This window comes from Tessaracoccus luoxuelianae (genome assembly GCF_054483915.1).
Genome location: NZ_JBTLTG010000002.1, coordinates 162,135 through 187,303 on the forward strand (window position 1 = coordinate 162,135; position 25,169 = coordinate 187,303).

The 25,169-nt window shown below is 66.2% G+C and carries 16 protein-coding genes; 7 read left to right on the forward strand and 9 right to left on the reverse strand.

What is annotated here, in order from left to right; translation table 11 throughout:
- Positions 1-12: 12 nt before the first annotated feature.
- The 3 genes from ACX1D1_RS16515 to mobF all read right to left on the reverse strand — a co-directional run bounded on the left by ACX1D1_RS16515 (position 13) and on the right by mobF (position 11,454).
- Positions 13-5,154, reverse strand: coding sequence for a helicase-like domain-containing protein (locus tag ACX1D1_RS16515; protein ID WP_459056741.1), 5,142 nt, complete (start codon positions 5,152-5,154; stop codon positions 13-15).
- A gap of 116 nt (positions 5,155-5,270) precedes the next feature.
- A complete protein-coding gene (locus ACX1D1_RS16520) occupies positions 5,271-5,651 on the reverse strand; it encodes a TnpV protein (protein WP_459056742.1) in 381 nt (126 codons plus the stop codon).
- Positions 5,652-5,754: 103 nt separating this feature from the next.
- Positions 5,755-11,454, reverse strand: coding sequence for a MobF family relaxase (mobF, locus tag ACX1D1_RS16525; protein ID WP_459056743.1), 5,700 nt, complete (start codon positions 11,452-11,454; stop codon positions 5,755-5,757).
- A gap of 114 nt (positions 11,455-11,568) precedes the next feature.
- Here mobF and ACX1D1_RS16530 point away from each other — a divergent pair, with 114 nt between their 5' ends.
- From ACX1D1_RS16530 to ACX1D1_RS16540, 3 genes are all read left to right on the forward strand, one after another.
- Positions 11,569-11,952, forward strand: coding sequence for a hypothetical protein (locus ACX1D1_RS16530; RefSeq protein ID WP_459056744.1), 384 nt, complete (start codon positions 11,569-11,571; stop codon positions 11,950-11,952).
- Between the two features lie 376 nt (positions 11,953-12,328).
- On the forward strand, positions 12,329-13,864 hold the full coding sequence (gene istA, locus ACX1D1_RS16535; RefSeq protein ID WP_459056745.1) for an IS21 family transposase: 1,536 nt from the start codon (positions 12,329-12,331) through the stop codon (positions 13,862-13,864).
- On the forward strand, positions 13,861-14,604 hold the full coding sequence (locus tag ACX1D1_RS16540; RefSeq protein ID WP_459056746.1) for an ATP-binding protein: 744 nt from the start codon (positions 13,861-13,863) through the stop codon (positions 14,602-14,604). The genes istA and ACX1D1_RS16540 overlap by 4 nt, the downstream gene beginning before the upstream one ends.
- Positions 14,605-14,969: 365 nt before the next feature.
- On the opposite strand, the gene ACX1D1_RS16545 is transcribed toward ACX1D1_RS16540, so the two are convergent.
- The 6 genes from ACX1D1_RS16545 to ACX1D1_RS16570 form a co-directional block, all read right to left on the reverse strand.
- Positions 14,970-17,462 (reverse strand): DEAD/DEAH box helicase, encoded by a 2,493-nt coding sequence (locus tag ACX1D1_RS16545; RefSeq protein WP_459056747.1) that lies wholly within the window; start codon positions 17,460-17,462, stop codon positions 14,970-14,972.
- Position 17,463: 1 nt separating this feature from the next.
- The gene (locus ACX1D1_RS16550) at positions 17,464-19,239 is read right to left on the reverse strand and encodes a site-specific DNA-methyltransferase (protein ID WP_459056748.1); all 1,776 of its coding nucleotides are present in this window, start codon (positions 19,237-19,239) and stop codon (positions 17,464-17,466) included.
- 269 nt (positions 19,240-19,508) lie between these two features.
- The gene (locus ACX1D1_RS16555; RefSeq protein ID WP_459056749.1) at positions 19,509-20,789 is read right to left on the reverse strand and encodes a hypothetical protein; all 1,281 of its coding nucleotides are present in this window, start codon (positions 20,787-20,789) and stop codon (positions 19,509-19,511) included.
- A gap of 140 nt (positions 20,790-20,929) precedes the next feature.
- On the reverse strand, positions 20,930-21,073 hold the full coding sequence (locus ACX1D1_RS16560; protein WP_459056750.1) for a hypothetical protein: 144 nt from the start codon (positions 21,071-21,073) through the stop codon (positions 20,930-20,932).
- Between the two features lie 37 nt (positions 21,074-21,110).
- Positions 21,111-21,692, reverse strand: a complete 582-nt coding sequence (locus tag ACX1D1_RS16565) for a hypothetical protein (RefSeq protein ID WP_459056751.1) — start codon at positions 21,690-21,692, stop codon at positions 21,111-21,113.
- The gene (locus ACX1D1_RS16570) at positions 21,683-22,645 is read right to left on the reverse strand and encodes an MvdC/MvdD family ATP grasp protein (protein WP_459056752.1); all 963 of its coding nucleotides are present in this window, start codon (positions 22,643-22,645) and stop codon (positions 21,683-21,685) included. The genes ACX1D1_RS16565 and ACX1D1_RS16570 overlap by 10 nt, the downstream gene beginning before the upstream one ends.
- Before the next feature lie 152 nt (positions 22,646-22,797).
- On the opposite strand from ACX1D1_RS16570, the gene ACX1D1_RS16575 reads away from it, so the two are divergent.
- The 4 genes from ACX1D1_RS16575 to ACX1D1_RS16590 all read left to right on the forward strand — a co-directional run bounded on the left by ACX1D1_RS16575 (position 22,798) and on the right by ACX1D1_RS16590 (position 24,984).
- Positions 22,798-23,676: a TIGR02391 family protein gene (locus ACX1D1_RS16575; protein ID WP_459056753.1), complete on the forward strand. Its 879-nt coding sequence runs from the start codon at positions 22,798-22,800 to the stop codon at positions 23,674-23,676.
- A 178-nt stretch (positions 23,677-23,854) separates the two neighbouring features.
- The gene (locus ACX1D1_RS16580; protein ID WP_459056754.1) at positions 23,855-24,187 is read left to right on the forward strand and encodes a hypothetical protein; all 333 of its coding nucleotides are present in this window, start codon (positions 23,855-23,857) and stop codon (positions 24,185-24,187) included.
- A 13-nt stretch (positions 24,188-24,200) separates the two neighbouring features.
- A complete protein-coding gene (locus ACX1D1_RS16585; protein ID WP_459056755.1) occupies positions 24,201-24,674 on the forward strand; it encodes a hypothetical protein in 474 nt (157 codons plus the stop codon).
- A gap of 70 nt (positions 24,675-24,744) precedes the next feature.
- A complete protein-coding gene (locus tag ACX1D1_RS16590) occupies positions 24,745-24,984 on the forward strand; it encodes a hypothetical protein (protein ID WP_459056756.1) in 240 nt (79 codons plus the stop codon).
- Positions 24,985-25,169 lie beyond the last annotated feature (185 nt).

Genomic DNA, 25,169 nt, shown 5'->3' on the forward strand with positions numbered 1-25,169 from the left:
CCCGCTTGGCCTCTATCTGGGTGGCGTGTGCCGGGGCGCCGTCGACAGGGTGTGACCCATCGGATGCTGGGTCGTGTGCAGGGTGGTGCTGTTGGTCGGCGGGGGTGTGGTTCGTTGTCGGAGGTTGGTTTCGAGGGCGCGGTGGATGGCCTGGGGGTGGAGGCCTTTGAGGCGTGTGGAGAGGTGGTCGAGGTCGGCGCCGAGGTGGGCGAGTCGGTTCAGGTGGATGCGGGTGGTGTCGCGGTTGGGGTCGGTGAGGAGGGCGGGGTTGGTGGCGTGTGCCCAGGTGTCGAACCGTTCCTGGTCGGCGGCGTCGTTGGGGGTGTTGGGGCTGGTGAGGGGGGTTTGGTGGGTGAGTTGTTCGTTGATGGTGGTGTAGCGCTGTCGGGCGGTGTCGAGGTCGTCTTGGTGGGGGAAGGGTTGCCCGTGGAGGGCGGTGGCGTGCGCGTGGCGGGTGTGGTGTTCGGCTAGGGATTCTTCGTGGCCGGCGATGAGGGCTGGGAGGGCTCGGCTGATGAGGTTCTCGAGTTTGGTGAGGGTGCCTTTCTGCGGGTTGCCGAGATCGATGTGCGGGATCGTGACGGCGGGGGTGTCGCCGGCGGCGGTGAGGGTGAAGGCGATGTTGCCGTTACCGAGTGCGGTCATCTGGATCTGGTGGCCGCCGAGCTCGGCGACAGGGCCGAGGTCGAGGTGCTGGTCGGGTCGGAGGTTCAGCTGGGTGAACATGGCGTGCAGCTCGTCGGCGGCGTCGCCGCGTTTGGTGTAGCGCTGACCGTTGAGGGTGACGTGGAACGCGTCACCAGCGGTCGGCACGCTGAGTGCGGCGGCGGCGTGGAGTTCGGGGAGCCGGCCGGTGAGGTGCTCGATGGCCTGCTGGCTGCTGCTGATGGTGTGCCTGAGCGCGATCTGGGTGTGCTTGTGCGCTTCGGCGAGGCGGGTGAGACGGGCCAGGTCGTGTTGGGCTTGGGCGTGTTGGAGGAGGAGGGGGTTACCGGAGGCGATGGCTTTGAATTCGGCGAAGCTGAGGGTGGCTTCGGAGACGTCTTCGATGTCGCGGGCGCCGCCGAGGGTGCCGCGCATGATTTGGTCGATGAAGCGGCCTTTCCGTTCGAGGGTTTGCCACATGTAGGTGTCGAAGGAGCCTTCGGTGATGACCTGGCTGATCTGGACGGTGGTGTTCTGGTTGCCTTGGCGGATGGCGCGGCCTTCGCGTTGGGTGACGTCGGCGGGTCGCCAGGGGGCGTCGAGGTGCATGACGTGGAGGGCGCGGTCTTGGACGTTGGTGCCGGTGCCCATTTTCGCGGTGGACCCGATGAGGACGGCGATCTTCCCGCTACGGGCGTCGGCGAACAGGCGGGCTTTGGCTTGGTCGGTGGTCGCGTCGTGGATGAACCGCACCGATCCGGGTGGGAGTCCGTTGGCGTGGAGTTGGTCGCGGAGCTCGTGGTAGATGTTCCACTGGTCGCTGGGGGTCGACAGGTCACAGAACACGATCTGCAGCCCGCCGAGGATCGGGGATGGCTGGCCGGTGGCCGGATCCAGATACTCCCGGGTTTTGGTGGTGTGCCAGATGCGGGTGATTTCGGCGGCGGCGATGTCGACTTTGCCGGGTTCGTGGAGGAGGGGGTGCTGGTCGGGGTCGGTGACCAGGCGCATGTCGAGGGCGGCGAGGCGGCCGTCGTTGCCGATTTTGAGCATGTTGTCGTCGCGGGGGTCGACCTGTCGGCCGGCGATCAGGTCGACGCGGTCGGCCAGCTCGTCGATGTAGCCGGTCAACGCCGCGGATTTTGCGACGGTGAGCAGTTGTGGGAGGGGGGTGCCGTCGTGGCGGGGGGTGATGGTGGGGACGGGCAGGTTGAGGTCGGCGGCGGTTTTCACGTCGCCGAAGGAGTGGAACATGGTGAGGAGTTCGGGAACGTTGGTGAAGCGGGCGAATCTGGCGCGGAGTTGGAACTTGTCGCCGGTGATGTTGGTTTCGAAGCCGGTGACCACTTCCCCGAAGGTCGCGGCCCAGGAGTCGAAGTCGTTGATCCCGGCCTGGGTGAGGAGGTGGGGGGCGAGGTAGTGCTGCATGACGTACATCTCGGTGACGGAGTTCGCGATCGGGGTGGCGGTGGCGCCGGTGATCACGCGATGCCCGTAGCGTGCACGCAGGAACCACAGTTTCGCGTCGAGGTCCTGGGACCGTTGTGAGCCGTCGATGGAGGCGCCGGGGATGTTCGAGGCGACGCGCAGGTTCTTGTAGTCGTGGAGTTCGTCGATGACCAGGTAGTCGATGCCGGTTTCTTCGAAGCTGATCCCGGGGTCGCGGGGCTGGTCGAGTTTGGCTTTGAGTTTCTCTTCGGCGCGCAGGATCTGCTTCTCGATGGCCTTGACGCGGGATTCGGCGCGGCCGCCGGCGTCAGCGAGCCGGGTCAGTGCGGCGCGGATGTCGCGGGTCTGGTCGGTGAGGTAGTCGAGTTCGCGGCGCGGGTCCAGGGAGAGGGCTTGGAAGGCGGTGCGGGTGAGGATGACCGCGTCCCAGTCGTTGGCGGCGACGCGGGCGACGAACGCGCGGCGTTTGTCGGAGGTGACGTCATCGGCGCCGGCGGCCAGGACGGTGGCGTGGGGGTAGAGCTGCATCCAGTCGCGGGTGAACTGCGCCAGCAGGTTGTTGGGCACCACGATCGCGGGTTTGCGGATCATCTGGAGGCGTTTGAGTTCGGTGGCGCCGATGATCATCTCCGCGGTCTTCCCGGCGCCGACGACGTGGAACAGGCCCACGGATGGCTCGTTGAGCATCCGCGCGACCGCCGCCCGCTGATGCGGCCGCGGGGTGAACGAGCTCACCAAACCGGGAAACGTCAACTGTTGACCTTCGGCGCTGTAGTCGCGCAGCACGATCGAGTTGAACCGGCGGTTGTACTCGGCCTGCAGCCGCGCGCCACGCTCGGGGTCCTCCCACACCCACCCGGCGAACCGCTCAGCTAGCAGGCGGGCTTTCTCCTGCGCGGCCTCGGTTTCGGTGGCGTTCAACGTGTCGATCTTGCGGCCGTCACGGTCGGTGTGGGAGTCCTTGACCAGGATCTGCGTCTGGGTCAGCAGGCGTTGGATCAGTTCGGGGGCGGTGAGCCGGCGGGTCCCCCAATCGTGGGTGGCCGACATCGACCACTTGTTGCCCTCGACCACCCACTCGGAGCCATGAATATGAGTCACCTTCGCCTGCCGATCCTGCAGGACTTCGCGCATGAACAAGGTGTGATCCTCAGCCGGGATCCACACCGCCCCCAGCGCGGCGGTGATGTCACCTGGGCCCAGATCGGGGGGCAGCACGGCCCGCAGCGCGGCCACGTTGTGATGCCAGCGGGGATCGACGGCGGCCGCCTGCCGGGCGAGGTCGAGTTTGTCGCGGACGTTGCCGGAGAGGTACTCGGCCCGCAGCACCACACCGCTGCTGTCGCCTTCGGGGGTGGGGGTGTCGAACACCAGATCATCAATCCGTTGTCGTGCCTGGTCCTGGTCGCAGCCCAGCAGGGCGGCGATGGTGGGCAGGTCGACGCGGCCGAGGGTGTCCAGGCTGACACTGACCGCATCCGAAGGTGTCTCGGCCGAGGTGACGGGTTCCCGGGGCACGATCTGCCGGGCGGTCAGCAACCCCGCGGGCAGAGCCAGGCCGGTGTCGTCGTCGAAGCGTTCCAGGGCCGCGACCAGCGGACCGTAGGGGTCGAGGCGGGTCACCAGCCGCACCGCCGCCGGTATCAACCGCGCCGGTCTGCGGGCAGGGTCTTTCGGCTGCGTCAACGTGAACCGATTGATCGGCCCAAACGCTTCGACGTAGCGTTCCCACGACCGCAGCAGCCTTCGCCGGTCCTCCTCCAACCCAGGGTCACCATCGGCGGCGGTGGTCTCGGCCGCGATCACGGTCCGGGCCTGGTCCCGCAACTCGAGCAGGGCCCGCACCTCCACGTGTTGCCTGACCGGGACCTCCACCGCCACATTCACGCCCTCGGAGACCACGGTGAACCGGCCATCAGGGTGCGCGCTCAGATGCCCATCACGCTCAGCCACCACCCCCTCCCCCACCACCACCGCAGGCGAGTCGCCGGTGGAGGGCGTGAACGTCCACCCCCTCTCCCGGGCCTGACCGGTGATCCCCGCCAGGGCGTGGCGGAGGGCCTCGCTGGTGTCGATGTCGGGGGTGGGGGTGATGTGGAGGCCCGCCACACCGTGCATCCCGACCCTGCATTCCGGCTGGCCGAGCACCAGCGACGGGTTGGCGGTCAGGCGACGGTTGATGTGGAGGGTTTCCTCGGTGCCGTGGGGTCCGGGCACGGTGACCGGGTCGGTGAAGATCCAGTCATCCTCCCCCGGAGCCTCCCCTTCGACGCGGCGGCGGAGGATCAGGAGGTCGGTGACGGCCTCGGTGCCGGCGGCCGCGGTGTGGGCGCCGGTGGGGAGCCGGATGACGCCGACCAGGTCGGCGAGGTGGTGCAGGTCGCGGCGATGCGCCGGGTCACGCGAGTCGAGGGTGTAGTGGCTGGTCAACACCGCCACCAGCCCGCCGGGGCGGGTCAACTGCACCGACTTGGACAGGAAATGGTTGTGCATCACGTAGTGGTGCGGGTTGTGCAGCGGGTCATGGAGCCGGACATCAGCGAACGGCACGTTCCCGACCACGGCGTCGAAGTACCCGCCCGGTAGGCGGGTCTCGGCAAACGACTCGGCACGGATCCGCGCCGCTGGATACAGCAGGGCGGCGATGGCGGCGGTGGTCGGGTCGAGCTCGACGCCCATCATCGACACCGCCTCCGGGGCGGTCCCGATGAACACCCCCGCCCCGCAGCCCGGCTCCAACACCCGCCCCCCAGTGGTGGGGGCGCCGAGTTCGATCAGCGTGTCCCAGATCGCGCGGGCATACTCCACATGCGTGTAGTGCGCGTTGATCGTGGTGCGGCGCGCCGCATCGTAGGCGGCCGGGTCCAGCAGCTCCCGCAGCATCTGGCGCCGCTGCGCATGATCGGGGCGGGCTTCGTCGAAGATCTGCGACAGGCCCTGCGCCCCCCACGACCCCCACCGGGCCAACACCTCCTGCTCCCCCACCGTCGCAGGGCGGCCCTCGGCCTGCACCCGGTGAAGGACGCGGATCGCGGCCACGTTGGCATCGAACCTGGCCACCGCCCCCGACGGCGCCAAACCGTCCTGCCCCCCAACCCGAAACCCCACCACCGCGCCGGCCACCGGCCCGGCCGCGGACGTGGCAGCGGTTGAGGGAGGGGCTGGTGGGGTGGGGGTTACTGGTCCTCGATCAGGCCCGTCTTGTCGTGGATCGCGTGGTGAGTCTCCATCAGCAGCTGCAGGATCGAAGAGGTCTGCGGGTCGAAGCCCGCGTTCTCGTCGTCGTCCTCTTCCAGGGTTTCCGGTTCCGGGGTCAGCATCTCGGCCCGGACGATCTCCTCGGCCTGCATCCGGATCGCGTTGAGCCGACCCACCTTCTCCCAATAGGTTTCGCCGGTCGGGTCGGGGCCCTGCATCTGCTCGGCCAGCCACACCACCCGCGTCTGGGCCTCCTGCCCCAACGTCGAGAAGAAGTGGTTGGGATCCTCCAGCGCCGCGTACCTGGCCGGGGCCAGCATCTGCCACGACTGCTCGGCGAACCGGCCGTACTGATTCATCAACGGACTCCTCTGCTGCGCTGAGCCACAACTCCTCGAGCGAGGGCTGGTCATAGCGGGATCGACTTCTAGACGCCATGCCTTCGAAGAACCCCAACTCAGGTCACACACCGCGTGAACCATCATCGCGACCCACCCCTCTCCACAGTCCTTGTAGCGTCATCCTCTCGGGCCCCTCCGACATCTTCGAACCGGTGGGCCTCTGGCTGGCGAGGTTGCGCAGCACGTTGCGCAGCCCTGCTATCACTTTCTCCGGGTCGCGACCCGCCAGCCTCCGAGCCAGTGCGGTGAGGTCGGTGCCGGCGGCCTGCAACCTGGTCAGGTCCGCCTGCACACTCCCCCACCCTTCACGAAGGAGGGCGGGGTTCACGGCTTGAGCCCAGGGACGCCAGTCGACCTGCACCGCGGCCCCCGGCTCGTGGTGTGCCAGGGTCGCGGCCGCCACTGCGGCCGGTACCTTCGCCAGCCGCCGGGCCAAGAGGGTGGTGTCGGCGCCGGCGTGGTGGAGCTCGTCGAGCCGGGCGGCGAGATGCGGCCACTCCCCCACCCCAGCCAGGCCGGTCAGGTCGGCCCAGCGTTGCCAGCGGTCGGCTGGGGTCTGGTCGAGGCGGCGGCGTGTCTGCCTGGTCTGTTCGCGTGTCTGGTCGGCGGCCGCGGCCGGGGTGGTGGTCCAGGCATGGATCCGCGTCACCAGGTGTCGAGTCTGCTCCTCCGGCACCTGGGCCTGGTGTTGCTGCCAGGTGGCTGGGGGGCGGGCGGCGATGATCTCGGCGACCTGCCGGCCAGCCTCGGCGGGGTGGAGGAACGTGACACGGTCACGGATCATCAGCTCCCCCTGCGCCGTGGTGGCCTCGGCCAGCGCGTGGTGGAGGGCGTCGGGGCCGTGCTGTTGGAGTAGCTGTGCTGGGTCTCCGCCGGCTGGGAGGAGCAGGCGGCGTGGGTCGCGGCGGTGCTGGGCGAGGAGCCAGAAGGTGTTCTCGGCTGCGACGTGGCCGGCGTTGTCGGCGTCGGTGGCGATCAGCGGGGTGGGTCCGTCGCGCAGCAGCAGCGTCTGCTCCGGGGTCAGCGCGGTTCCCAGCGGTGCGACGCCGACGAAGGCCCCGTGGCCGGCGAGGGTGACCGCGATCGCGTCCATCGGGCCCTCCACGATCACCGGCGTGGCGGTGCCATGGAGGAGGTGGTGGCCGTAGAGGACGTCGCGCTTCGCGAACAGCGCGCTGGCGGGGCTGTTCAAGTATTTCGGGCCGTGGTCGTCGTCGGCGTCGGGGTGCCTGCGGCCGACGAACCCGACGATGACGCCTTCGTGGTGGATGGGGAGGATGGCGCGGTCGCGGAAGCGGTCGATCACGGTGCCCTGCCGGGTGGTGGTGGCCACCCCCGCGGCGAGCAGCTCGGCGGTGTCGAATCCTTGCTTCCGCAGCGCACTGACCAGCGTCGTCCAGCCCGCGGGGGCGTGCCCGATCCTGAATCGCGGGTCGCCGGCCAGATCCTGACCGGACCGCTGCGAGAAGTAGTGCTGGCTCCACGAGCCGGGCAGTTGGGCCTCGAAGAACGCGGCCGCCGCCTCGGTGACCTGGGCGAGGCGCTGCGGGGTGTGGGGGGTCTCGGCCCAGCGGTCGGCGGCCGCGAACCCCTGCCGCAGCTCGACCTCGGTGAAGTCCGGATCGGTACGCTCCCGCAAACTCGCCGCCTTGGCGAGGTCGGCGGTGCGGGTGGACCAGTCGATGTCCTCGATTCCCTCAGGCGGCAGCTCGTCGGGATGCGGCGGCTCCACCTGCTCGTCCGGGGGCGGGGTGGTGAGGTGGTGTGTGCGCCACAGCATGGCCTGGCACGCATCATCGAACCCGGACACATCCACCGTCGGGGTGATCAGATTGTCGAGGTGGTGTCCGTGGTCGGTGGCGTGGGTGAGTGCTGCGGCCAGGTGGGGCCACCAGGGGCTGGCCTCCAGCTCGGCCGCCGCTTCGTACCCGAGCCGGTCGACCAGATCTGATTCCCAGGTGGGGAGGGTGGGACCGGCGCCGTCGGCGGCGAGGTGTCGGGCCAGTCGCCACCACAATGCGGCGGCGGGCTGTTCCGCGGGCAGTGGTCCGTCGGCGACGGCGGCGGCGAGGTGCTCGGTGACGGGCACACCGGCCTGATGGAGGGCGGCGAGGCGGTGCGCCAGGACGGTGGCGTATGGGTCGCGGGGCAGATCGGCGCGGACGTCGCGCAGCAGATCGGTCCACACCCTCACCGGATGCGCAGGCCGCAACCGGTCCAGGAGACGCTGCTGCCAGCGGTGCGCCGCGGCGCCGAGCTGGGGAGGGCCGGTGGGGCGCCGGTCTGCGCGGTCGACCTGCCACGCCGCCCGCCACACCTCCACCTCCCCCACGCTCGAGGTCGTCAGGGTCTGCCCGGGCAGCGCCCACACCGGCCGCGACACCCCCGCCGCAGCGTCACGCACCTCGACAGCGAAGTCCTCCACCAAGCCCTGGCGTGCGGCCAGGTACGGCCCCCACTGCGGATGCGCGGTGAGGGCGGAGGGGATGGCGGGGAGCCACGGCAACGGCCCCACCCCGGCAGGGTTCGGGAGCCGCCAGGTCAGCACCGCCGCCGGATCCGCAGCCGTCCCCAGCTCACGGGCATCGACCGCCGCCCGCAACACCTCCAGCGGCGAGGTGGCTTGGTCGGCGGCCGCGTGCAGGAGATGGGACCGCAGCGTGGGCCACGCGGGGCAGGACGTCAGCTGCTCCACCACCTGGTCGGCCTGCTCATCCAACTCGACGACCAAGTCGGCATAGAGCTGTTCGATGGCCACGGTGACCGCGTCGGTGTAGCGGGCGGCCGCGAACCCCAGGCGGGTGTACGGATCGGTGGCGTGGCGGGCTTCGGTGGTCACCGATCGGGAGGATCCGTCCCGGGCCAGGACCTGCTCCAGGACGTCGCCGGCGGTGACCGGCCGCAGCGTCGCGGGATGGATCGGGGCATTCTCCTCTCCCCCGTCGACGACCTGCACATACGCCTGGTTCGATTCGCGGCCGCGGCTCATCGCCACATACAACTGCTGCCTGCTCTCCGTCCCGGTCAGCACCGTGTGGGTGGTGTCGACCGTGACCCCCTGAGCGCAGTGCACCGTCACCGCGTACCCCAACTCCACATGCTCCGAGACATACGTCGGCGGCAGCACGACCCGCAGCCCGGTGCTGCGGTGGACTGCTCGGAGTGCGCCGGCCGGGTCGACGCCGGTGACGGTCCACCGGTCGCCGTTCTTCACCCAATCCGTCGCGCTCACACTGAGCCGCCGGTCATTGAATCGGGTCACGATCACATCCCCCACCGATGCCACGTTCCCATCCGACAGCACCGCAACGGGACCTCCACCATCGCCGTCGGGGGTGTCGGTGAGACGGTGGTCGCGGGCCCACCGGTTGAGTTGGGCGACCTGGTCGCGGGTGCCGGCCAGCATCACGCTGTCGAGCCCTACGGCGCGGTCGTGGAGCCAGCCTGTGAGGGCGTCGCGCAGCACGGTTTCCTCGGAGCCGGCATGGATTCGTCCCTGGTCGAGGTAGAAGCCCAGGGCCTCGAGCCGGCCCTCCCGCAGGGCCAGGGAGGCTGCTGCTTCGGCGGGGTCGACGAAGCGCATCACCTCGGTCAGCTGTACCGCGCCGTGGGTCTCGGTGATGTCGCGCAGCACGCCGCCGGCGCCGACCGCGGCGAGCTGCTGATCATCACCGATCAGCCGCACCGACGCCCCCCGCCCCACAGCGAACCCGACCACTACGGCCAGGGTGGGGGTATCGGCCATGCCTGCCTCGTCGACGATCAACAACGTCTCCGCACCGATCAGAGCCTCCACGGCCGCCTGGTTGTGGTGGAGGTCGTGGGCGATCTTCGCCAGCGTCGCCGCTGCCCCGACCTGCTCCCCCAGCACCCCCGCCGCGACCGCGGAGGGAGCCAGGCCCAGCACGGTGCCGCCGCTTTCCCGCCACGCGCCGGCCAACACGGCCAACGCTGTGGTCTTGCCTGATCCGGCCGCCGCCAACCCCACCTGCACGCGCCGACCGCTGGTCGCCATGTACCGGACCAGCTGGATCTGTCCCGCGTTCAACGTCACCCCGCCGGCGGTGGAGGCCAGCAGCGCGACAGTGACGTCGACCTCGTCGACCCGCCGCCCATCGGTCATGCCGGCGGCCGCGGTGATGACCTGTTCGGCTTCAATGACGGCGGTGGAGGTGAACCGGCGACCCCCGACGGTGCTGTACACCGACTGCCCATCACTGCGGCGCAGGAGTTGCGGATCACTGACCGGATCGGTCCAGCCGGCCACCGGCAGACACCGGGCGGTCGCGGCCGCGAGCAGCGCGGCGGTCAACTCCTCCGCCTGCTGCGGGTCCGTGGCGCGTTCCCGGGCACGGCGTGAGGCTTCGGCTTGCAGGTGCCACACCGTCCACGACGCCCGCGACACACCCATCCGGGCCACCATCTCGTTGGCAACAGAGTCGACCCATTCCGTCGTTGCCGCGGGTCCCGGCCTGCTGGCGGCGGCGGTCACGTCGGTGAGCATCCGGGCCACCCCGTCGACGCCGAGGACGGCAGCTGCTTCGGTCGCCCAGGTGGTGCGCTGCTCGGCCAGTGAGCGGGGTTCGTGCTTGGCCTGCCTGGTCTCCAGGGTGGCCTGCTGCGCCAACGCGATCGCCTCGGCCGGTGTCGGCGGCCGACCATGCGCGTGCTGGAAATCGACTGCCAACTCCGCCTGACGGGCCTCGATCGCCGCCCGCCGGCTCGACCACGCCTCCCGCAACCGTGCCGGCACACCCACGATCTCCCGCACCACCCGCTTGCCCGGATCCCGCGCCGTGTCGACCGCGAACCGGACCCCGAGACGGGCCACCAGGTGGGCCTCCAGAGCCGTGTTGTACACCTCCGAGATGCTCACCATCCCCGCATGCAACGGGCGGCCGTCGACCGCCAGCCACGCCCCATCCAAGGTCTGGACCTTGTTCGCGATCGCGACATGGGTGTGAAGGTTCGGATCCCCCGCCCGAGAATCCCGATGCGTGAACGCGGCCGCGACCAGGCCGGTGACTTCGACCTGCCGCACCCCGCCATGCCCCCGCCTCGAGAACAGGACCCGCTCCTCCAGATAGCGCAGCGCGTCCGCGACCGCCGCGTTGTGAGCCTCCTCGATCTGCGCCGCCACCTCCTGAGGCGCCACCGCCCACAGGGCAGAGACCGACTTCACCGGCGTGAACGTCACGTCATAGCCCGCGCACGCAATCGTCGGGTTCCTCGTCAACGTCGCCACCTCCGACGACAACTCCGCCCCGCTCGGCGCCCTCCCCATCCTCTGCTGGAAGCCAGCAGTGGCGAGCTCGTTGCGGATACCAGCCCGCACATCCACCGGCACCGTCCCACCACTGCCCAGTCCGTTAGCTGCAGCCCACTGACTGCACCGGATCGCGACCTCCTGCTGGAACACCGTCGCCGCCGTGCGCACCTGGAACGGCGACCCCAGGCGGGCCGCCTGGCGGATCTGAGCGGGCGTCGCGTCGGCCGGGAGAGCAGCCAGCCGGGCTTCCATGTCCGGATGGAACCCGGCCCCGAACAAGGCACGCATCTGCACCTCCGACACCGCACTCCCCGGCTGCATCTCCAACGCTTCCAGGCCGGTGCCGACCCACCGACCCGGCACCTCGCCCTTCTCCGTGTAGTAGCTCGTCAGCGACGCGTGGCCCTTCTCCGTTGAATCCTGCGCAGCAACCTGCCGGGTCAGGTAGTCATAACCCGACCCGGCAGTCAGCTTGTGCAAAGACGCCGTCACACCCCCTACCAACCCGAACCCGACCCGGCTACAGCGTGAACCGACTCCGCTGAATTCTCGTGTGACGGCCCGGGAATCACGCGAGGTCCGGTGCCCGAGGAGCAGACTCGTCGCATGAATCCCGAGCTTGGCGCCGACTACGAGCTGCTCGCAGCCGTAGCGCAGGTCGTCCAGGTCTTGGCATGGATCGCCATCCTCGTCGGAGCGTTCCTGCGCGAGAGCGGTACCCGTGAGTACCTCAGCAAGGGCGCCGAAGGCTTGGGATGGGTGGCCCTGATCGGCTCCGGAATCGTGGGCTCGCAGATAGCCGCCCAGCAGGCGCTGAACTGCTCACTGTGGGGGCGAGACTGCATCGAGACGGACGCTCAAGCCTGGGCCTACCTCTGGGAACACCTGCTCAAAGGCATCGTCTACGACGCGGTCGTCGGCGGCGTCGCCGAGCTCGTTGGATGGTCCGCGGCCCGGCTACGCAAGAGCCGGCAGACCTCCGGACCATGACGCGTAGACCCGCGGACGCGAATGTACCCCCAGTCGATCATCGGCCCAAGCCAGCCACGTTTGATGTTGCATCAAATGCAACAACCCGGGCCTTCCCCCGATGGTGCAAGAGGTGTGTTGCACTTGAGATCGGGAGGCACCTGAGTTCTATGTGCTGTGGGACATCGCTGATCGAGCTGACCGCGGTGCCGTACACGCCGACGCCATGGTGCTGCATATTGCGCTGGGTGAGAGCCGGTGTTCCGTTGTGGGGTGAGCCGGTGTTCCGTTGATGGCTGAGCCATGGTGACGCCGGGGTCGGCCGCGGTTTCGCGTGTGGGAGGTTCGTCGGGTTCGTGCCGTTGGGGCACGGGCGTGACGAGAGGGGTCGCCTTCGATGGTTGACTACAAGAGGATTCTTCAGCTTCGTGCTGAGGGGGTGAGTCAGCGCGGGATCGCTGACGCGTTGGGGTGTTCACGTAACACGGTGGCGGGGGTGTTCGCTGCGGCGGACTCGGCTGGTGTCGTGTTCGGGCAGGTTGCGGACCTCGGGGCTGAGGAGGTCCGCGCCCTGTTGCTGCCGGAGCCGGTGAGGGCGGACTCTGGGCGGGCTGCACCAGATTTCGAGTATGTGCACCGGGAGCTGGGTGGGCCGTCGGTGACATTGCTGGTGTTGTGGAACGAGTACGTGGCGAGGTGCCGTTCGACGGGCGAGGTGCCGTATCAGTATTCGTTCTTCAACGAACAGTACCGCCGCTGGATGAAGTCGACGGGGGCGTCGATGCGGATCCAGCGGAGCCCCGGGGAGTCGGTCGAGGTCGACTGGGCCGGGGACGCGCTGTGGTTCGCGGACCCGCTGAGCGGGACGCCGACGCAGGCGTGGGTGTTCGTGGCGGCGTTGTCGTTTAGTGCCTACACGTATGTGGAGGCATTCACCGATATGACGCTCTCGTCGTGGATCGAGGGTCACGTGCATGCGTTCGAGCAGTTCGGGGGTGTGGGTCGGCTGTTGGTGCCTGACAACCTCCGCACGGGTGTGTCGCGGGCGGACAGGTATGAGCCGGCGTTGAACCCGGCCTATGCGCAGTTGGCGGAGCATTACGGCACCGCGATCATCCCGGCCCGCGTGAAACGTCCCCGCGACAAGGCGGTGGTCGAAGGCAGCGTCCGGTTCGTCGCCGGGCAGGTCGCGGCGATACTGCGCAATCGCCAGTTCGTCGGGTTGGCGGAGTTGAACGAGGCCATCTTCGACGAGGTCGCTGCGATCAACGCCCGCCCGTTCCAGAAACGGGAGGACTCTCGGCTGGTGGTGTTCGAACGTGACGAGAAGCCGCTGCTGGTGCCGCTGCCGCCGATCGGATTCGAGTTGGCCGATCTCCGCAAGGCGAAGGTGGGGCCGAACTATCACGTCCAGGTCGACCGGAACTTCTACTCGGTCCCCGCCCGGTTGATCGGCAAGTCGTTGGATGTCCGGGTCACCTCCAGCATCGTGGAGGTGTTCGACGGTGTCGAGCGTGTCGCGTCCCATCCGCGGTTCAAGGGGGTCAGGGGCCGCTACTCGACGCTGCCCGCGCATATGCCGGCCTCGCACCTGAGCCGGTTGGTGGACTGGTCACCGGAACGCTTCGAGCAGTGGGCCTCGACCGTCGGGCCGAACACGGTGGCCGCGATCCGGGCGATCCTGGGCTCCCGGAAGATCGTCGAGCAGTCGTACCGGTCATGCCTAGGGGTGATGTCGCTGGCCAAGAGGTCGGGCGGCATGGCCCGGCTGGAGGACACCTGCGGCAGGGCGTTGGCGGCTACCCCGGCGCCGTCCTACACGCTGATCAAGAAGCTATGGGCAGGATGGACACCTGCCCCGACCCCGCCGCCGCCATCGCTGGGTGATGCAGGGTTCGTCCGCGGCGCTGACTACTACGGGAGCCGGGCATGATCGACATCGAGACCCTCACCCGGCTCAAGACCATGCGGCTCTCAGGGATGGCCGAGTACTTCGAGAACCTCGCCGACACCACCACCGCGGCCTCGTTGAACGGCCCCGAGCTGGTCAAGCAGGCCGTCGACTGGGAATACGAACGGCGCCGCGACAGCAAGCTGCACCGACTCCGCCGGCAGGCCGGCCTCGCGCAACCCGGAGCCGACATCGCCGACCTCAAGGCCATGCCCGGACGCAGCGTCGACGCCGAGTTGATCAGCCGGCTGGCGATCGGTTCCTACCTGGTCAAACACCAAGACGTCATCCTGCAAGGACCCACCGGAGCCGGGAAAACCTACGTCGCCTGCGCCCTGGGGAACAAGGCCTGCCAGCAGTACCGCCGGGTGCTCTACCTGTCCGCCGATGAACTGTTCGACCGGATCACCATCGCTGAGCGCACCGGCGACAAGAAACGATGCCTCGACACGCTGGTCAAGGTCGAGCTGCTGATCATCGACGACTGGTTCCTCACGCCGCCGAGCCGGCCCCAGGTCCAGCAACTCCACACCCTGATCGACCGGCGCCACAAGAGGGCCTCAACGATCTACTGCACCCAGCTGCCGCCCGGGCAATGGCACGACCGGATGGAAGAGAAGATCCTCGCCGACGCCATCGTCGACCGGATCACCACCAACGCGCACGCCACCGTCCTCAACTGCGACGACTCCATGCGCAAACACTTCACCCACCTCGAATAGCCAACAGTCGGGGGCCGACCGTCCCGGCCGGCCCCCGACACCCACAGCCCACCCCACCACGCCCGTCGCACTGGCTCACCACCGCCCGGAACACTGGTTCACCACACAGCGGAACACCGGCTCTACCTGAGCGCAATATCCATGGTGCAGAGAAACCAGGCTGGGACAGGACGATGCGTTGGCAGGTTCTGCAACGACGGACGGACCTGACCGGGAGAGAAACGACGGACGGACCTGGCCGGAAGAGAGAGTGCTGCCAACTCACGGTCGTGCCGAGCCAGCAATCAGATCAGACAGACCCGTGGTCCTGTCAGACAGACCCGTGGTCCTGTCAGGTCACTCTGGCCCGTGGCTCTTGCCCCCGGTCACTCCGGCTTCGTAGTTACAAGCAGCGAGTTCCAGGACCCAGCTGCCTGCTTGATGTCCGACTCGGTGGCGAACATGTAGCGCCAGTCTCCGAAGTCCTCTTCATCGCGGACAGCGCGTGACCACGTTTCGGCGGCGGCCTTCTTGCGGAGCACGGAGTCGTCTCTTGCGTGGTCATCAGCCTTGCTCTCGACTAGCCAGTAAGTGTCTTCGGTGTCGAGCGCGATGAAGTCTGGGAAGTAGGCTCCCTCTGGAGTGGGTATGAACGCCTGCCCTCCGACGTAGACACGAAGCCACCATTTGAGTGCGTCGTCGCGATCCAAGAGCCGGGCCAACTCGAACTCGGTCGAGCCTGCGTCGAAGTAGGCGACGGGCATTAGGTTGCGCTTCCAGCCGACGTAGGCGGCATGCTTCTTGAACTTGCCTGGTCCGTGGGCCGGCAAGGCTTCAACCGGTACTACGACCGGTTCCAGGGGCAGGGTTACCTTCACGAAGTGGTACTTCATCTGCAGCTTGCGGTTGACGATCTTGTCCCGGATGAGCCGCCGCATGCCTTCCACGGCCTGCTCGCGACGCTTCTGACCCCATTGGTCGGCATGGGCAGTGTGGACCACGCCAGCGCCCTTCAGGAAGGCGCGTACCAGCCTCCTAGCCGCGTTCTTGCTGGCCTTCTCTTGCGGCACTTCTGGCTGTTGCATGATCATGGCAACGAGGTCGTCGTAGACCACGTCGAGACCTTCTAGGGTCTGTTGTGCGGTCTCGTGGGCTTGCGGGGCGACCGTGATCGACACCTGGTCTCCATCGCGCTCGGCTTCTAGTGCATCGCGGAAGATGAAAGTGGGCACCTCGTTGACGAAGGCCACCCCCGCCTTCTCGGCGTCCCCGTCGGGGATGTCAGACAGCGAGAAGGGCGCATACGCCAAAAGCGACTCGCGGCGGGGGAAGACGACCTGAGGTGCGTTCTTGACACGGCCCTGGGGCCTGGGTATGCCCGTCTCCAACCGTTCCGCCGTCTCATGGAACAACATGCTCGGCACATGCTGATCGTCGCCATCAGTTCCCTCCTCATCGAACAGTGCCCACTGACCGGGGGCGGCAGCAAGGCTGCTGCCAGGGTCACTGCCGCTCACGACACCGCCCCACTCTGAGTTTCGATGTCCATCCATGAAATCGAGAGGCTGTCTCTGGTCCACTTCGGCGGTCGTGGCGAAACCATGCGTATCTACCTCGACGGAGAAGGCCGGGAGTTGGATTCTCTGGCGGAGAACGTCCTTCTGATCGAGCAACTGTTTGTAAGAGTCATGAGCCACCAAGTCCACCTGGTCAACGGCGGGGATTCCCGTGCGCTGCCCGAAGGGCAGCCGCAGACCACGGCCTAGGATCTGCTCGGTCAGTGTTTGCGATGCCAGCCTGCGCAGCGCCACGATGACCGCGATGTTCTTCACGTCCCAGCCCTCACGGAGCATGTTGACGCTGACTATGGCCCGAATCGGGGAGTCCGTCTCCTCCACCTTCGACAGTGCTTCCAGGGCGACGTCAGAGGACTGGGAGGTGATCTCCAGCACCTGCGTCCCATCTCCGATGAAACCTGGCTGGGCCAACATCTGGCCGACCTCGGTGGCGTGTTCGATCCCTTGGCACACTACGAATAGGACCGGCTTCACTGCAGGAGCACCTGGGTACGTCTGACGGTAGACCGCGTAGGACTCTTCCTTGTGCCGGAGCAGCTGGCAGGCGTCCTGCAACTGCGTCCGTTCGTCCTTCGTACCATCCTTGCGGTAGACGATCACCGGGACCTTGACGTGCCCGTCAGCGATGGCCTCGCCTAGGGTGTACTGGAATACCACCTTCGCGTAGTCATCCTTGTCCGGCGTCGCGGTCAGGCCCACCAATGCTACGGGATCGAGATCCCGGATCGCCGCTGAGAACGCTGTGGCCTTCTCATGGTAGACGTGGTGCTCGTCCGCAATCACAAACAGATCGTCTGAGCCCTCAAGGTACGAGTACAGCGCGTCTCCGAGATTCTCATCCTCGGAGCGCACCTTTCGACTCACCTTGTCCGTGGGGCGGATCAGTTGCTGCACGTTGAAGACAAACACCTTCAGTCGGTTCGGATCACGGAGAGCTGCCCCTACGTTCGCGGCCTGGAAGTTGTCTGGGGTGATGATGAATGGCTCAATGTCTGCACCAGGTACGTATTTCGCTGACGCTGCGTCGAAGTTCGCCAGGGTCTTCCGTTGGATCGTGGTGCCCGGCGTCACCACAAGGACATGTCGCACGCCCTGGGTCGCAAGGTACTCGATCAGCGACGACATGAGGAAGGTCTTGCCTACGCCTGTCGCCAAGTCCGCGATCATCTCTTGAAAGCTGAGGGCACCCTCAGCCAGCTTCTCCACGATGGTCGCAAGCGCATCTTTGTTCGGCGCTCTCAGATCGAAGCGTGCCGCGATCTCTTCGATTAGCACTTCGTCGTAGGCGATACTCACTGCCATGTCACTTCACCGTCCCGTTTGGGAACATATCCCCTGGAGCTTTCTTGATCCTTGACCCCGTCGACAAGCGCTGGAGCAGTTCTGCTGCTTCAGGAAGCACGCTCTTCGCGACGATCACGGCCTTCTCCCTCTCTGCTAAGTGCTCAACAACCGTGCGCACCACGGTCGCGTCCGCAACACCATCAATCACCGCGAGCCGCTGCCGGTTCCGCTTCCCGCAGAACACGGGATCGTCCGGAGTCAGGGTGAACTTCAACTGGCCTGCCACAGCCTTCGACCAGGTGCCGTTCGTGGCCGCGGAGGAGAGGAATACTTCTCCGGATTCGTCGTCGACCTCGTACATGGAGGGTCCCATCTTTGCGACGGTGAATCCGCCTCCAGAGTCCCATCGTCGGGTCCTGCATTCCCGAGTCTTCGTCGAGGCGCGAAGGGCCCTGATGGTGGCTTCATCAAGCCCGTCCTCCTCCTTCAACACCCTAGTCAGGTAAGTGTTGAACTGCCGCGCCTCGTCCGCGGTGAGACCCTCAGGCAGCTCCTCAACAGCGACCCGCTCAGACCGGTAAGTGACGCCCCCCTCATCTTGACCCGTTACCACGTGAGTCAGGCGCGGAATGATGAAGGTGTCTGCGTTGGCTTGACTCAGTTCGACAGTCAGCCATCGACGCCCCATCTTGTGGGCCACCGCGGCGGTTGTCCCTGAGCCTCCGAAGAAGTCCATCACCAGGTCACCGGGTGACGTAGCTATGTGGATGATGCGCTCCAAGAGGCGCTCGGGCTTGGGAGTGTCGAACACCGATGCTTCGCCGAAGAGCGCGATGCTCTCACGCTTACCATCGGGATTTCCGTCAACCTGGTCCACGAGCCAGACTGTCATGGGAACTAACCCATCATCGTCCGTGGGGAACTTCTTGAGGCGTGGCTTCCCATTGCCACCGCGCGGCCAGTAGATCAGATTGTCCGCGAGGAGCTCTTCGAACCGAGGCTTGCTGTAAGTCCAAGCGCGGTTGGCGGGCGGAGAGTGAACGACTCCAGTGGGGGTCGTAATGTCATAGAACTGGGCCTTGGTCGCGTGCCCCGCCTGAGCGGACATAGGTACGCTCCGCCAAGGTCCCCGCTCATCGTGGTCAGGGTTTGAGAATCTGCCCATATCTGGGAGGCGATGCCGTGTCTGCTTCCACATCTGCGCCCCTTGAAGGGCATATACCAAGATGTAGTCATGGCTCGAGCTGAACGCAGCACGGTTGTCCCGGGAGGTCTTCTTCTGCCACACAACAGTGGTGACGAAGCGATCCGCGCCGAAGACTTCATCCAGCAGGAGTCGCATGCGATGTACTTCGCCGTCATCCAAGTGAACCCAAACTGAAGCGTCTGGGGCGAGTAGCGGTCTCATCGCGCGGATGCGGTCGCGCATCATCGTCAGCCAGATCGAGTGCTCCAGCTGGTCGACGTAGTTCTCGAACGTCTCCTCAGTGTTGAACGGCGGGTCGATGTAGACCAGCCCTACCTGCCCCTTGAACCGGCTGAGGTACTCCGGGATCGTCCCGAGGGAACGGAGTGCGTCTCCAGAGTCCCCGATGATCAGCAGGTTGTCGTTCGCTCCGGTCGGTCCGTTCGTTTCACCGACCTGCTCCAGGACCTCGATGGACTTCACCTCAAGCGCACGAGGATCGTTGGGGTCAACCCAGGCGTAGTCGTACTTGCCGTCCTCGACCGGGATGAGAGCAGAGTCCTTGCCCATCCATGTGAGTTCCAACCGGCCCTTGGGGGTGCGCTTCATCTACCTGCCTCGCTGCGTCGTGCGACCCTAAGGGGTCTTCTACTGATCGTATGGCCTGGTCCGACAGGTTCGACCAAATCGCTGGGCCGGTGGGCCACCCGTGTCCCCACCGCGCAGAACTCGTCCCCAAAATGAGCCCCCACGACACTCAGTCTGCCTGGTCGAGGGGAGCTCCGAAGACTCCGCTCTGAGCCACTGGTTCAGCCACTTTGAGCGACAGTCAGGCCGGCCACGATGCGCTTCGCGCGCTCGCCGATCCGTGTCCTAGGTCAGCTGCGCAGGGTCTTTTCTTGCCAGTCAATGAGTACTTGGTCGGGCACCTTCAAACCGAATTGGCTGAAGAGAGTCTGTGAAAGAGTCACACCCACCCCGCGTGGGTTACGCATCAAGTCTGTGGTTGAGCAGGTCTCAGACGCAGTCAACCGATTCGCATGGATCAGATACTCGCGATCGAGTTCGCGGGCCCAGTCACCAGAGATCAGCCGCCTGCCCGCGATGCCGTTCAAGGCCACATCGATCGTGATGGACTCACACTGCAGGGTTGCCGCCGCTCGTGCACCAAACTCCGCTACCTCGACGAGGTAGAACAGGATCTCCCAGACCCGGACAACCATGGCATCGGCATCCCTCTCTCCCAGGTCCCCGCTGAACACGCAGCGATGCAGGAACTGGCCGCTCGTGCAGACGCGCCAGGCTTCTGAGTGCGGAAGGCCCTGTGGGGCTATGTCCTGCCCGATCCAAGTGCCGTGACGAAGGATCGGACTCCGATAATCAACGTAGGGTACTGGCCATCCACGCAGACGCACGGCGTTTCGCACGACCAGCGCCTCCAGCGAGTTCGGTGACACCCGATTCGTGTCGAATGTGTCAGGCCTCACTGACACGTCGAAGTGTCCCTTGGAGAGGATGGACTCCAATGCTTGACTGGGATCTGCCCACGCGGCCTCCGCCTCTGTCGCGAAGGCCGTGCGTGCTGCCTCGTCAACGGACTGCACGGCCCCCAGCCCGAGGCCGGCATCGCCGACACGACGAACGAACTCCCGAACCCCCTTGGTAGTGGCGAGGTCCAGAAGATCACGCATTTCTGCTACCGATGGGACGGCGATGGACTGTGGCTTGCCACGTGGGCGCACGTACGTTGCACCGTTCTGTAGCTCACCCTGGTAGTCCCGTTTGCAGATGTGCGGAACCTGGTCGAACTCGCTGACCTCAAGCACCACGACGTCGACCCCATTCGACAGCTGAAGCGGGTGCACCGCAAAGGCCACGGGCGGGTCTGAGTAGCGTGCAAGAGCATCGTGTACGCCGTCGTAGTCGGACCAGGCGGCGAGTTGATTCCGATCCAGGCCGGGCATCATCGCTGTCATGTTGGTTTCGTCAATGCCAAGACAGACCTGCCCACCGTCTCGGATGTTGGCCAAAGCCATCGTTGCACGTGCGACCTTCGCGCAGAACGCCTTGTCGGTGCGATTGCCGGGTCCCTTCACCTCGAAGGAGCGGAGCTCGTGTCCAAGCGCGAGGATCTCCTCGACCTCAGCGTTGGTGACCATAGACGCCAGACTAGCGACACGTGTACTTGCGCCGGAGGATGTGGTCGCAAGATTCAGGCATCACAGAGACGAGCGGGGGGGGCGCTCTGGAACCATGCAGATCGATCGAGTTCTTGACGGGGGTCCTTGGACTAGGGTCGTCAGACCGGGAACTCGCCGAGTAGGGAACCAGAGCGATCATTGTCGATCGTCTCCACTGAGGCGGTGTAGATCGTTCCGGGAGGGATGGGGTTATGCGGCATCCGCGGTGCGTCCTCGCTGAGAAACTCGTACAGATCGGCCATGAGGACAGCATATCGGCGCGTGTTCGGCAAGCTCGTATCAGCCGGCCGCCACAAACACTGGAACGTAGATCAAGGCCGCGAGGACCGCGAGTAGCGCAGCAGAACGAAGCACCGTCAATCTGGTGCGGACAGTCTCCTCTCCGATCGCGACGGCCGAGACGTAACCGATGGCAAGTGGCCGCTTAATCGGTGAGGGCTGGCTCGCGGCCAGCGCCGCATCCGTTCGCCCGAGGTCGACACGCCCCGCGAGGAGACTGGCTGCGCCGGCTGCTGCGAGGAATGCGAACACAGCCGCCACAGCCCACGCCAGCGCGAGCCACCATGGTCCGGACCAGGAGGAGTGCCCTGATGTCGCGAGGAGGGCAGCCTCGGCGAGGCTAAGGGTAAGGAGCGTTCCTGAGCGGTCGCGGACGCTGTCAGTGTCGTGGACTTGGCGATCGAGTTGCCGGCGACCCTCTTCGATCAGCAGATCGAGATCCTCGTCCGTGTATCCAGTGAGATTGGCGTCGAACGACCGTGGGGCTGCGAATGTCGGCAGCTCTCGTCCCGGGCGAAGAAGTCCCCACGCGTGTGCAAGGTAGAGGCGAACTTCGGCGAGGTGCCCGACGATTACTGACACGGAGAGCCTCCCACGAGCCAGTCGCTGATTGCGTGCCCTACAGCGTCGGTGAGGTCGTCGGGAAGGAAAAGCCACTGTCCCCCCGGGTTCAGATCGATGAATCGTGGCACGCCGTCCTCATCGACCATCCAGTCCTGACTGGAGTACCCGACACTCATCGCCGCTGCCACCTTGACTGCAGCGCTCTCGACTTCAGGCCAGCATGTGGCCCTGACGAAGCCCGAGTGTGAATCCGGGTCGCGACGCCAGTCAAGGGTGAGCTCATCCGCCGGCAACTGAGCGCACCACGCATGGTCGTTGACGGTAACGACGCGAAGGTGAAGTCGGGCTCGCACCTTCTCTTGCGCGAGATGGGGAGATTCAAGCAGGTTCCCTGTAGGCAAGGACCCCGGTGCAACCTCAGTCGCAAAGACCACTCGATCCTCGCCATCGACGGAGCGGAAACTGCCCGGCCCGAGTGGTTTGAGAACCATGGATGAGCCGAAGCGCGCCAAGGCGTCCCGGCTCGTCGCCACTTGCCACTCCGGCACGGGGACGCCTGCCAGTCGTGCTATCTGGTACTGCGTGATCTTGTTTTCGGCGGCGAAGACTGCAGAAGGATCGGACAGCCATCGGATGTGTCGGTCACGGACGAGCGAGCCAAGCAGAGCGAGACGAGCAGCGAGTTTGGCTGCTGATTGAGTGCCCATGACGATGCCGGCGTCGCTTCCGGCAGGGGACAGGCGTCGTAGCCATCCGCGGGCGCCGAATTGGTTCAGGACCACCAGATGGTCGGCTAGATCCCTCAGGATCACGGCTGTGCCGGACAGCTCAACGAGGGTGTGGTCTAGCGTGGATGCATCGACGATGACGGTGCCCGAGCGGGGAAGTTGGGCAGCGACAGCCGTGATGTGCGGGTCTGTGCTGTTTCCGATGATCAGTCTCTTGACCGGAGGAAGAACGAAAGAGGTCACGTGCTGAGCCAACTTTCATGTTCCCTCTGCGAGATGGGCGCGAGACGGGACCGCTCTGTCGCACAGCACCCAGAAGGATGCGCGTCATGCGCGGTCGGACACCGCGAGGGCATCAAGAGGATCACCGCCAGTCCGTAGGCCAAGATGGCTCTGTGAGTCGATACGGATCAGACTACCTACGCCGCCTCGTCGCGGCTGTCGAGGACTTCGAGACAGCCTTCGAGGCCTGGATGCAGACGCAGCACGAGAGTTCTCATCTGGAATCCCGTGGCCTGTGGCCAACAGTCGCGACCAAGGAGGGGCAGGATCCACAAGCTGTCAGCGACTTGGAACTCCGAGTCGCGCAAGCGGCTGGCGCAGCGGCGAGGGCTGTCGAAGTTACAGGCGCCTACCTTGGCGTACAAGGCATCGGTGTTCAAGATCCCCTTTCGAACTGGATGACGATGCGGAACCCGAGGGCGTGGTTGTCTCCTCACGAGGTTCGGACTACCGCTGCAACAGTCAAAGGCCGGCTCGCCAGCATGATCAGCGACGCCGAAGCCGCAGCGGACTCTGACGTCCCAGTGTTCTCTCCAGCGAGGCTGCACACACTCATCTGGTCGGCCGCGGCGAATCACTGGACGACGCACCAGTATCGGGTGGCGGTCCGCGAAGCGGCTGAGGCCTTGAACCAGTACTGGAAAGACCGGCTCGACCGGCACGACGTCGATGACACAAAGTTCTGGCAGGAGACCTTGTCAGGCGGAGAGCCTTCCCCGGGAAAGCCGAAGCTTGTCTGGCCTGGTGATCCGGAGTCCAAGACCAACAAGAGCATGGCGGGAGGACTAGAGCCCCTCGCCAAGGCGCTCAACGGGCTGGCTACCGGGCTCAATCTCACGATTCGCAACGTCACGACCCACACTCGGACAGAGCTCACAGAGCAGGAAGCGATGGAGAGGCTCGCTGCCTACAGCTACCTGGCCAGGATCCTCGATCAATGCCAACTCCGCACAGCCTCGACGCCAGGGGCAGGGGAGAGCCGCAGCACATAGGTGGGCACCCTACACGCGGGTCTCTTGTGTCGTGGCCAACGAGTGTGCGGACGCACAGCGTTCAGGGTCGACAGACAGACTCTGGGAGATGTCAGTCCGCTGTGGTGGTGTTGGGTGCGGGTTCTTCTATTCGATGGGGCTTGGAAGCAGACCCCCGCGACGAGGGAGGCGATGAGTGATGGCACAGAATCCACGTCTGGAGGCGCGCCGGCTGGTGCAGGAGCAGCTGGTGAGGCGCCGTGAGGAGGCTGCAGCGCGTGAGGCCAGGATCCGGGAGCATGCGTTGGTGGCGACGGCGGCCGCGGTGGAGCGGCAGCAGGTCGTGGAGGACACGGAGCGCCGGATCGGCCAGGCCCTGCACGCCCTGACCCAGGATCTGTCGGTGCCGGAGGCCGCGGCGCTGTGTGGGCTGGAGCTCCGTGAGGCCAACCGGCTCCGCCGCCTGCAGCAACACCACCATCACGATCCCGCGGCCTCCCCCGATCCGGCGTCCTTGGCGCCGGGCATCTGAGCGAGGGGGGATCGTGTCGTTGACGACGGAGGATCTGGCTTCGGAGGTGCTGGTTGGCCGTTTCCGGGCGAAGCTGCGGGTGCTGCCGGGAAGTGACTGTGTGTGGTGGGCGGGGGCGATCAGCCGCAACGCCGGCCATGGCCGGTTCTGGCTGGGTCCTCGCCGCGCGGTGGTGGCACACAGGTTCGCGTTCGCACTGGCGGAGGGCTTCGACGCCCTGAGGGATGTGGAGGTGCTGGCGCATGAGTGCGACAACCCGCTGTGTCAGCGGGTCGGGCCAGGTCATGTGGTCGCGTCGACGAGGACGCGGAACCAGATCGACTGGATCGCGCGGGGTGCGGTGTCGGCGGGCAACTACATCGGCCCGGACTCCTCGTTCGACCGGAGCCTGGTGATGCGCGACCTGCTGCTGCTCGATACAGGAGCCGCTGCGCGGCATCTGGCCTCACTCCCCCACCGCCACGGCGTCCAACTCCCGCTGTGGTAGACGAAAGTTCGTGCCGCGACACGCGCGAAACAGCCGTTAACCTTAAGCGAATCACACTAGTGTGATTCGCATGAGTGCTCCTCGTCGCCCCCGGAAGTCCATGGTGAACCCGATCCAGTTTGGTGTGACCATCGAGACCGTCGTGAACGAGCGCCTGTCGGCGCTGGCGGCGGCTTCAGGCGCATCTCGATCGCTGTTCGTGCAGCGACTCATTGAGAACGTGCCCCTCGACGCCAACGGCGTGCCCGTGTGGTGGCCGGCCGAGGAGTACCCCCACCGCATGGAGGAGACCCTGCCCATGACCGGGTAAACCCCCTGAAATGACAACGAGCCCCGCGCCAACGGGGCTCGTACAAGTCATCAAGTTGTGAGGCTCGAGCGCCAACTCTTGCCGGAGGACTTCCCTCGAAACCGTTTCCTGACTGGAACTGCGATCAAACCCAAAGGAGGTCTTGACGTTGAGTATAGATACCAGAATCGTTTCTGCCTACCCCC

What these genes read in the sequence shown, in the direction of transcription:
- istA (WP_459056745.1), top strand. Translation starts at nt 12,329, where the DNA reads ATGGTTGACTACAAGAGGATTCTTCAGCTTCGTGCTGAGGGGGTGAGT.
- ACX1D1_RS16545 (WP_459056747.1), bottom strand. Translation starts at nt 17,462, where the DNA reads ATGGCAGTGAGTATCGCCTACGACGAAGTGCTAATCGAAGAGATCGCG.
- ACX1D1_RS16590 (WP_459056756.1), top strand. Translation starts at nt 24,745, where the DNA reads ATGAGTGCTCCTCGTCGCCCCCGGAAGTCCATGGTGAACCCGATCCAG.
- ACX1D1_RS16560 (WP_459056750.1), bottom strand. Translation starts at nt 21,073, where the DNA reads ATGGCCGATCTGTACGAGTTTCTCAGCGAGGACGCACCGCGGATGCCG.
- ACX1D1_RS16555 (WP_459056749.1), bottom strand. Translation starts at nt 20,789, where the DNA reads ATGGTCACCAACGCTGAGGTCGAGGAGATCCTCGCGCTTGGACACGAG.
- ACX1D1_RS16530 (WP_459056744.1), top strand. Translation starts at nt 11,569, where the DNA reads ATGAATCCCGAGCTTGGCGCCGACTACGAGCTGCTCGCAGCCGTAGCG.
- ACX1D1_RS16520 (WP_459056742.1), bottom strand. Translation starts at nt 5,651, where the DNA reads ATGAATCAGTACGGCCGGTTCGCCGAGCAGTCGTGGCAGATGCTGGCC.
- ACX1D1_RS16540 (WP_459056746.1), top strand. Translation starts at nt 13,861, where the DNA reads ATGATCGACATCGAGACCCTCACCCGGCTCAAGACCATGCGGCTCTCA.
- ACX1D1_RS16550 (WP_459056748.1), bottom strand. Translation starts at nt 19,239, where the DNA reads ATGAAGCGCACCCCCAAGGGCCGGTTGGAACTCACATGGATGGGCAAG.
- ACX1D1_RS16580 (WP_459056754.1), top strand. Translation starts at nt 23,855, where the DNA reads ATGGCACAGAATCCACGTCTGGAGGCGCGCCGGCTGGTGCAGGAGCAG.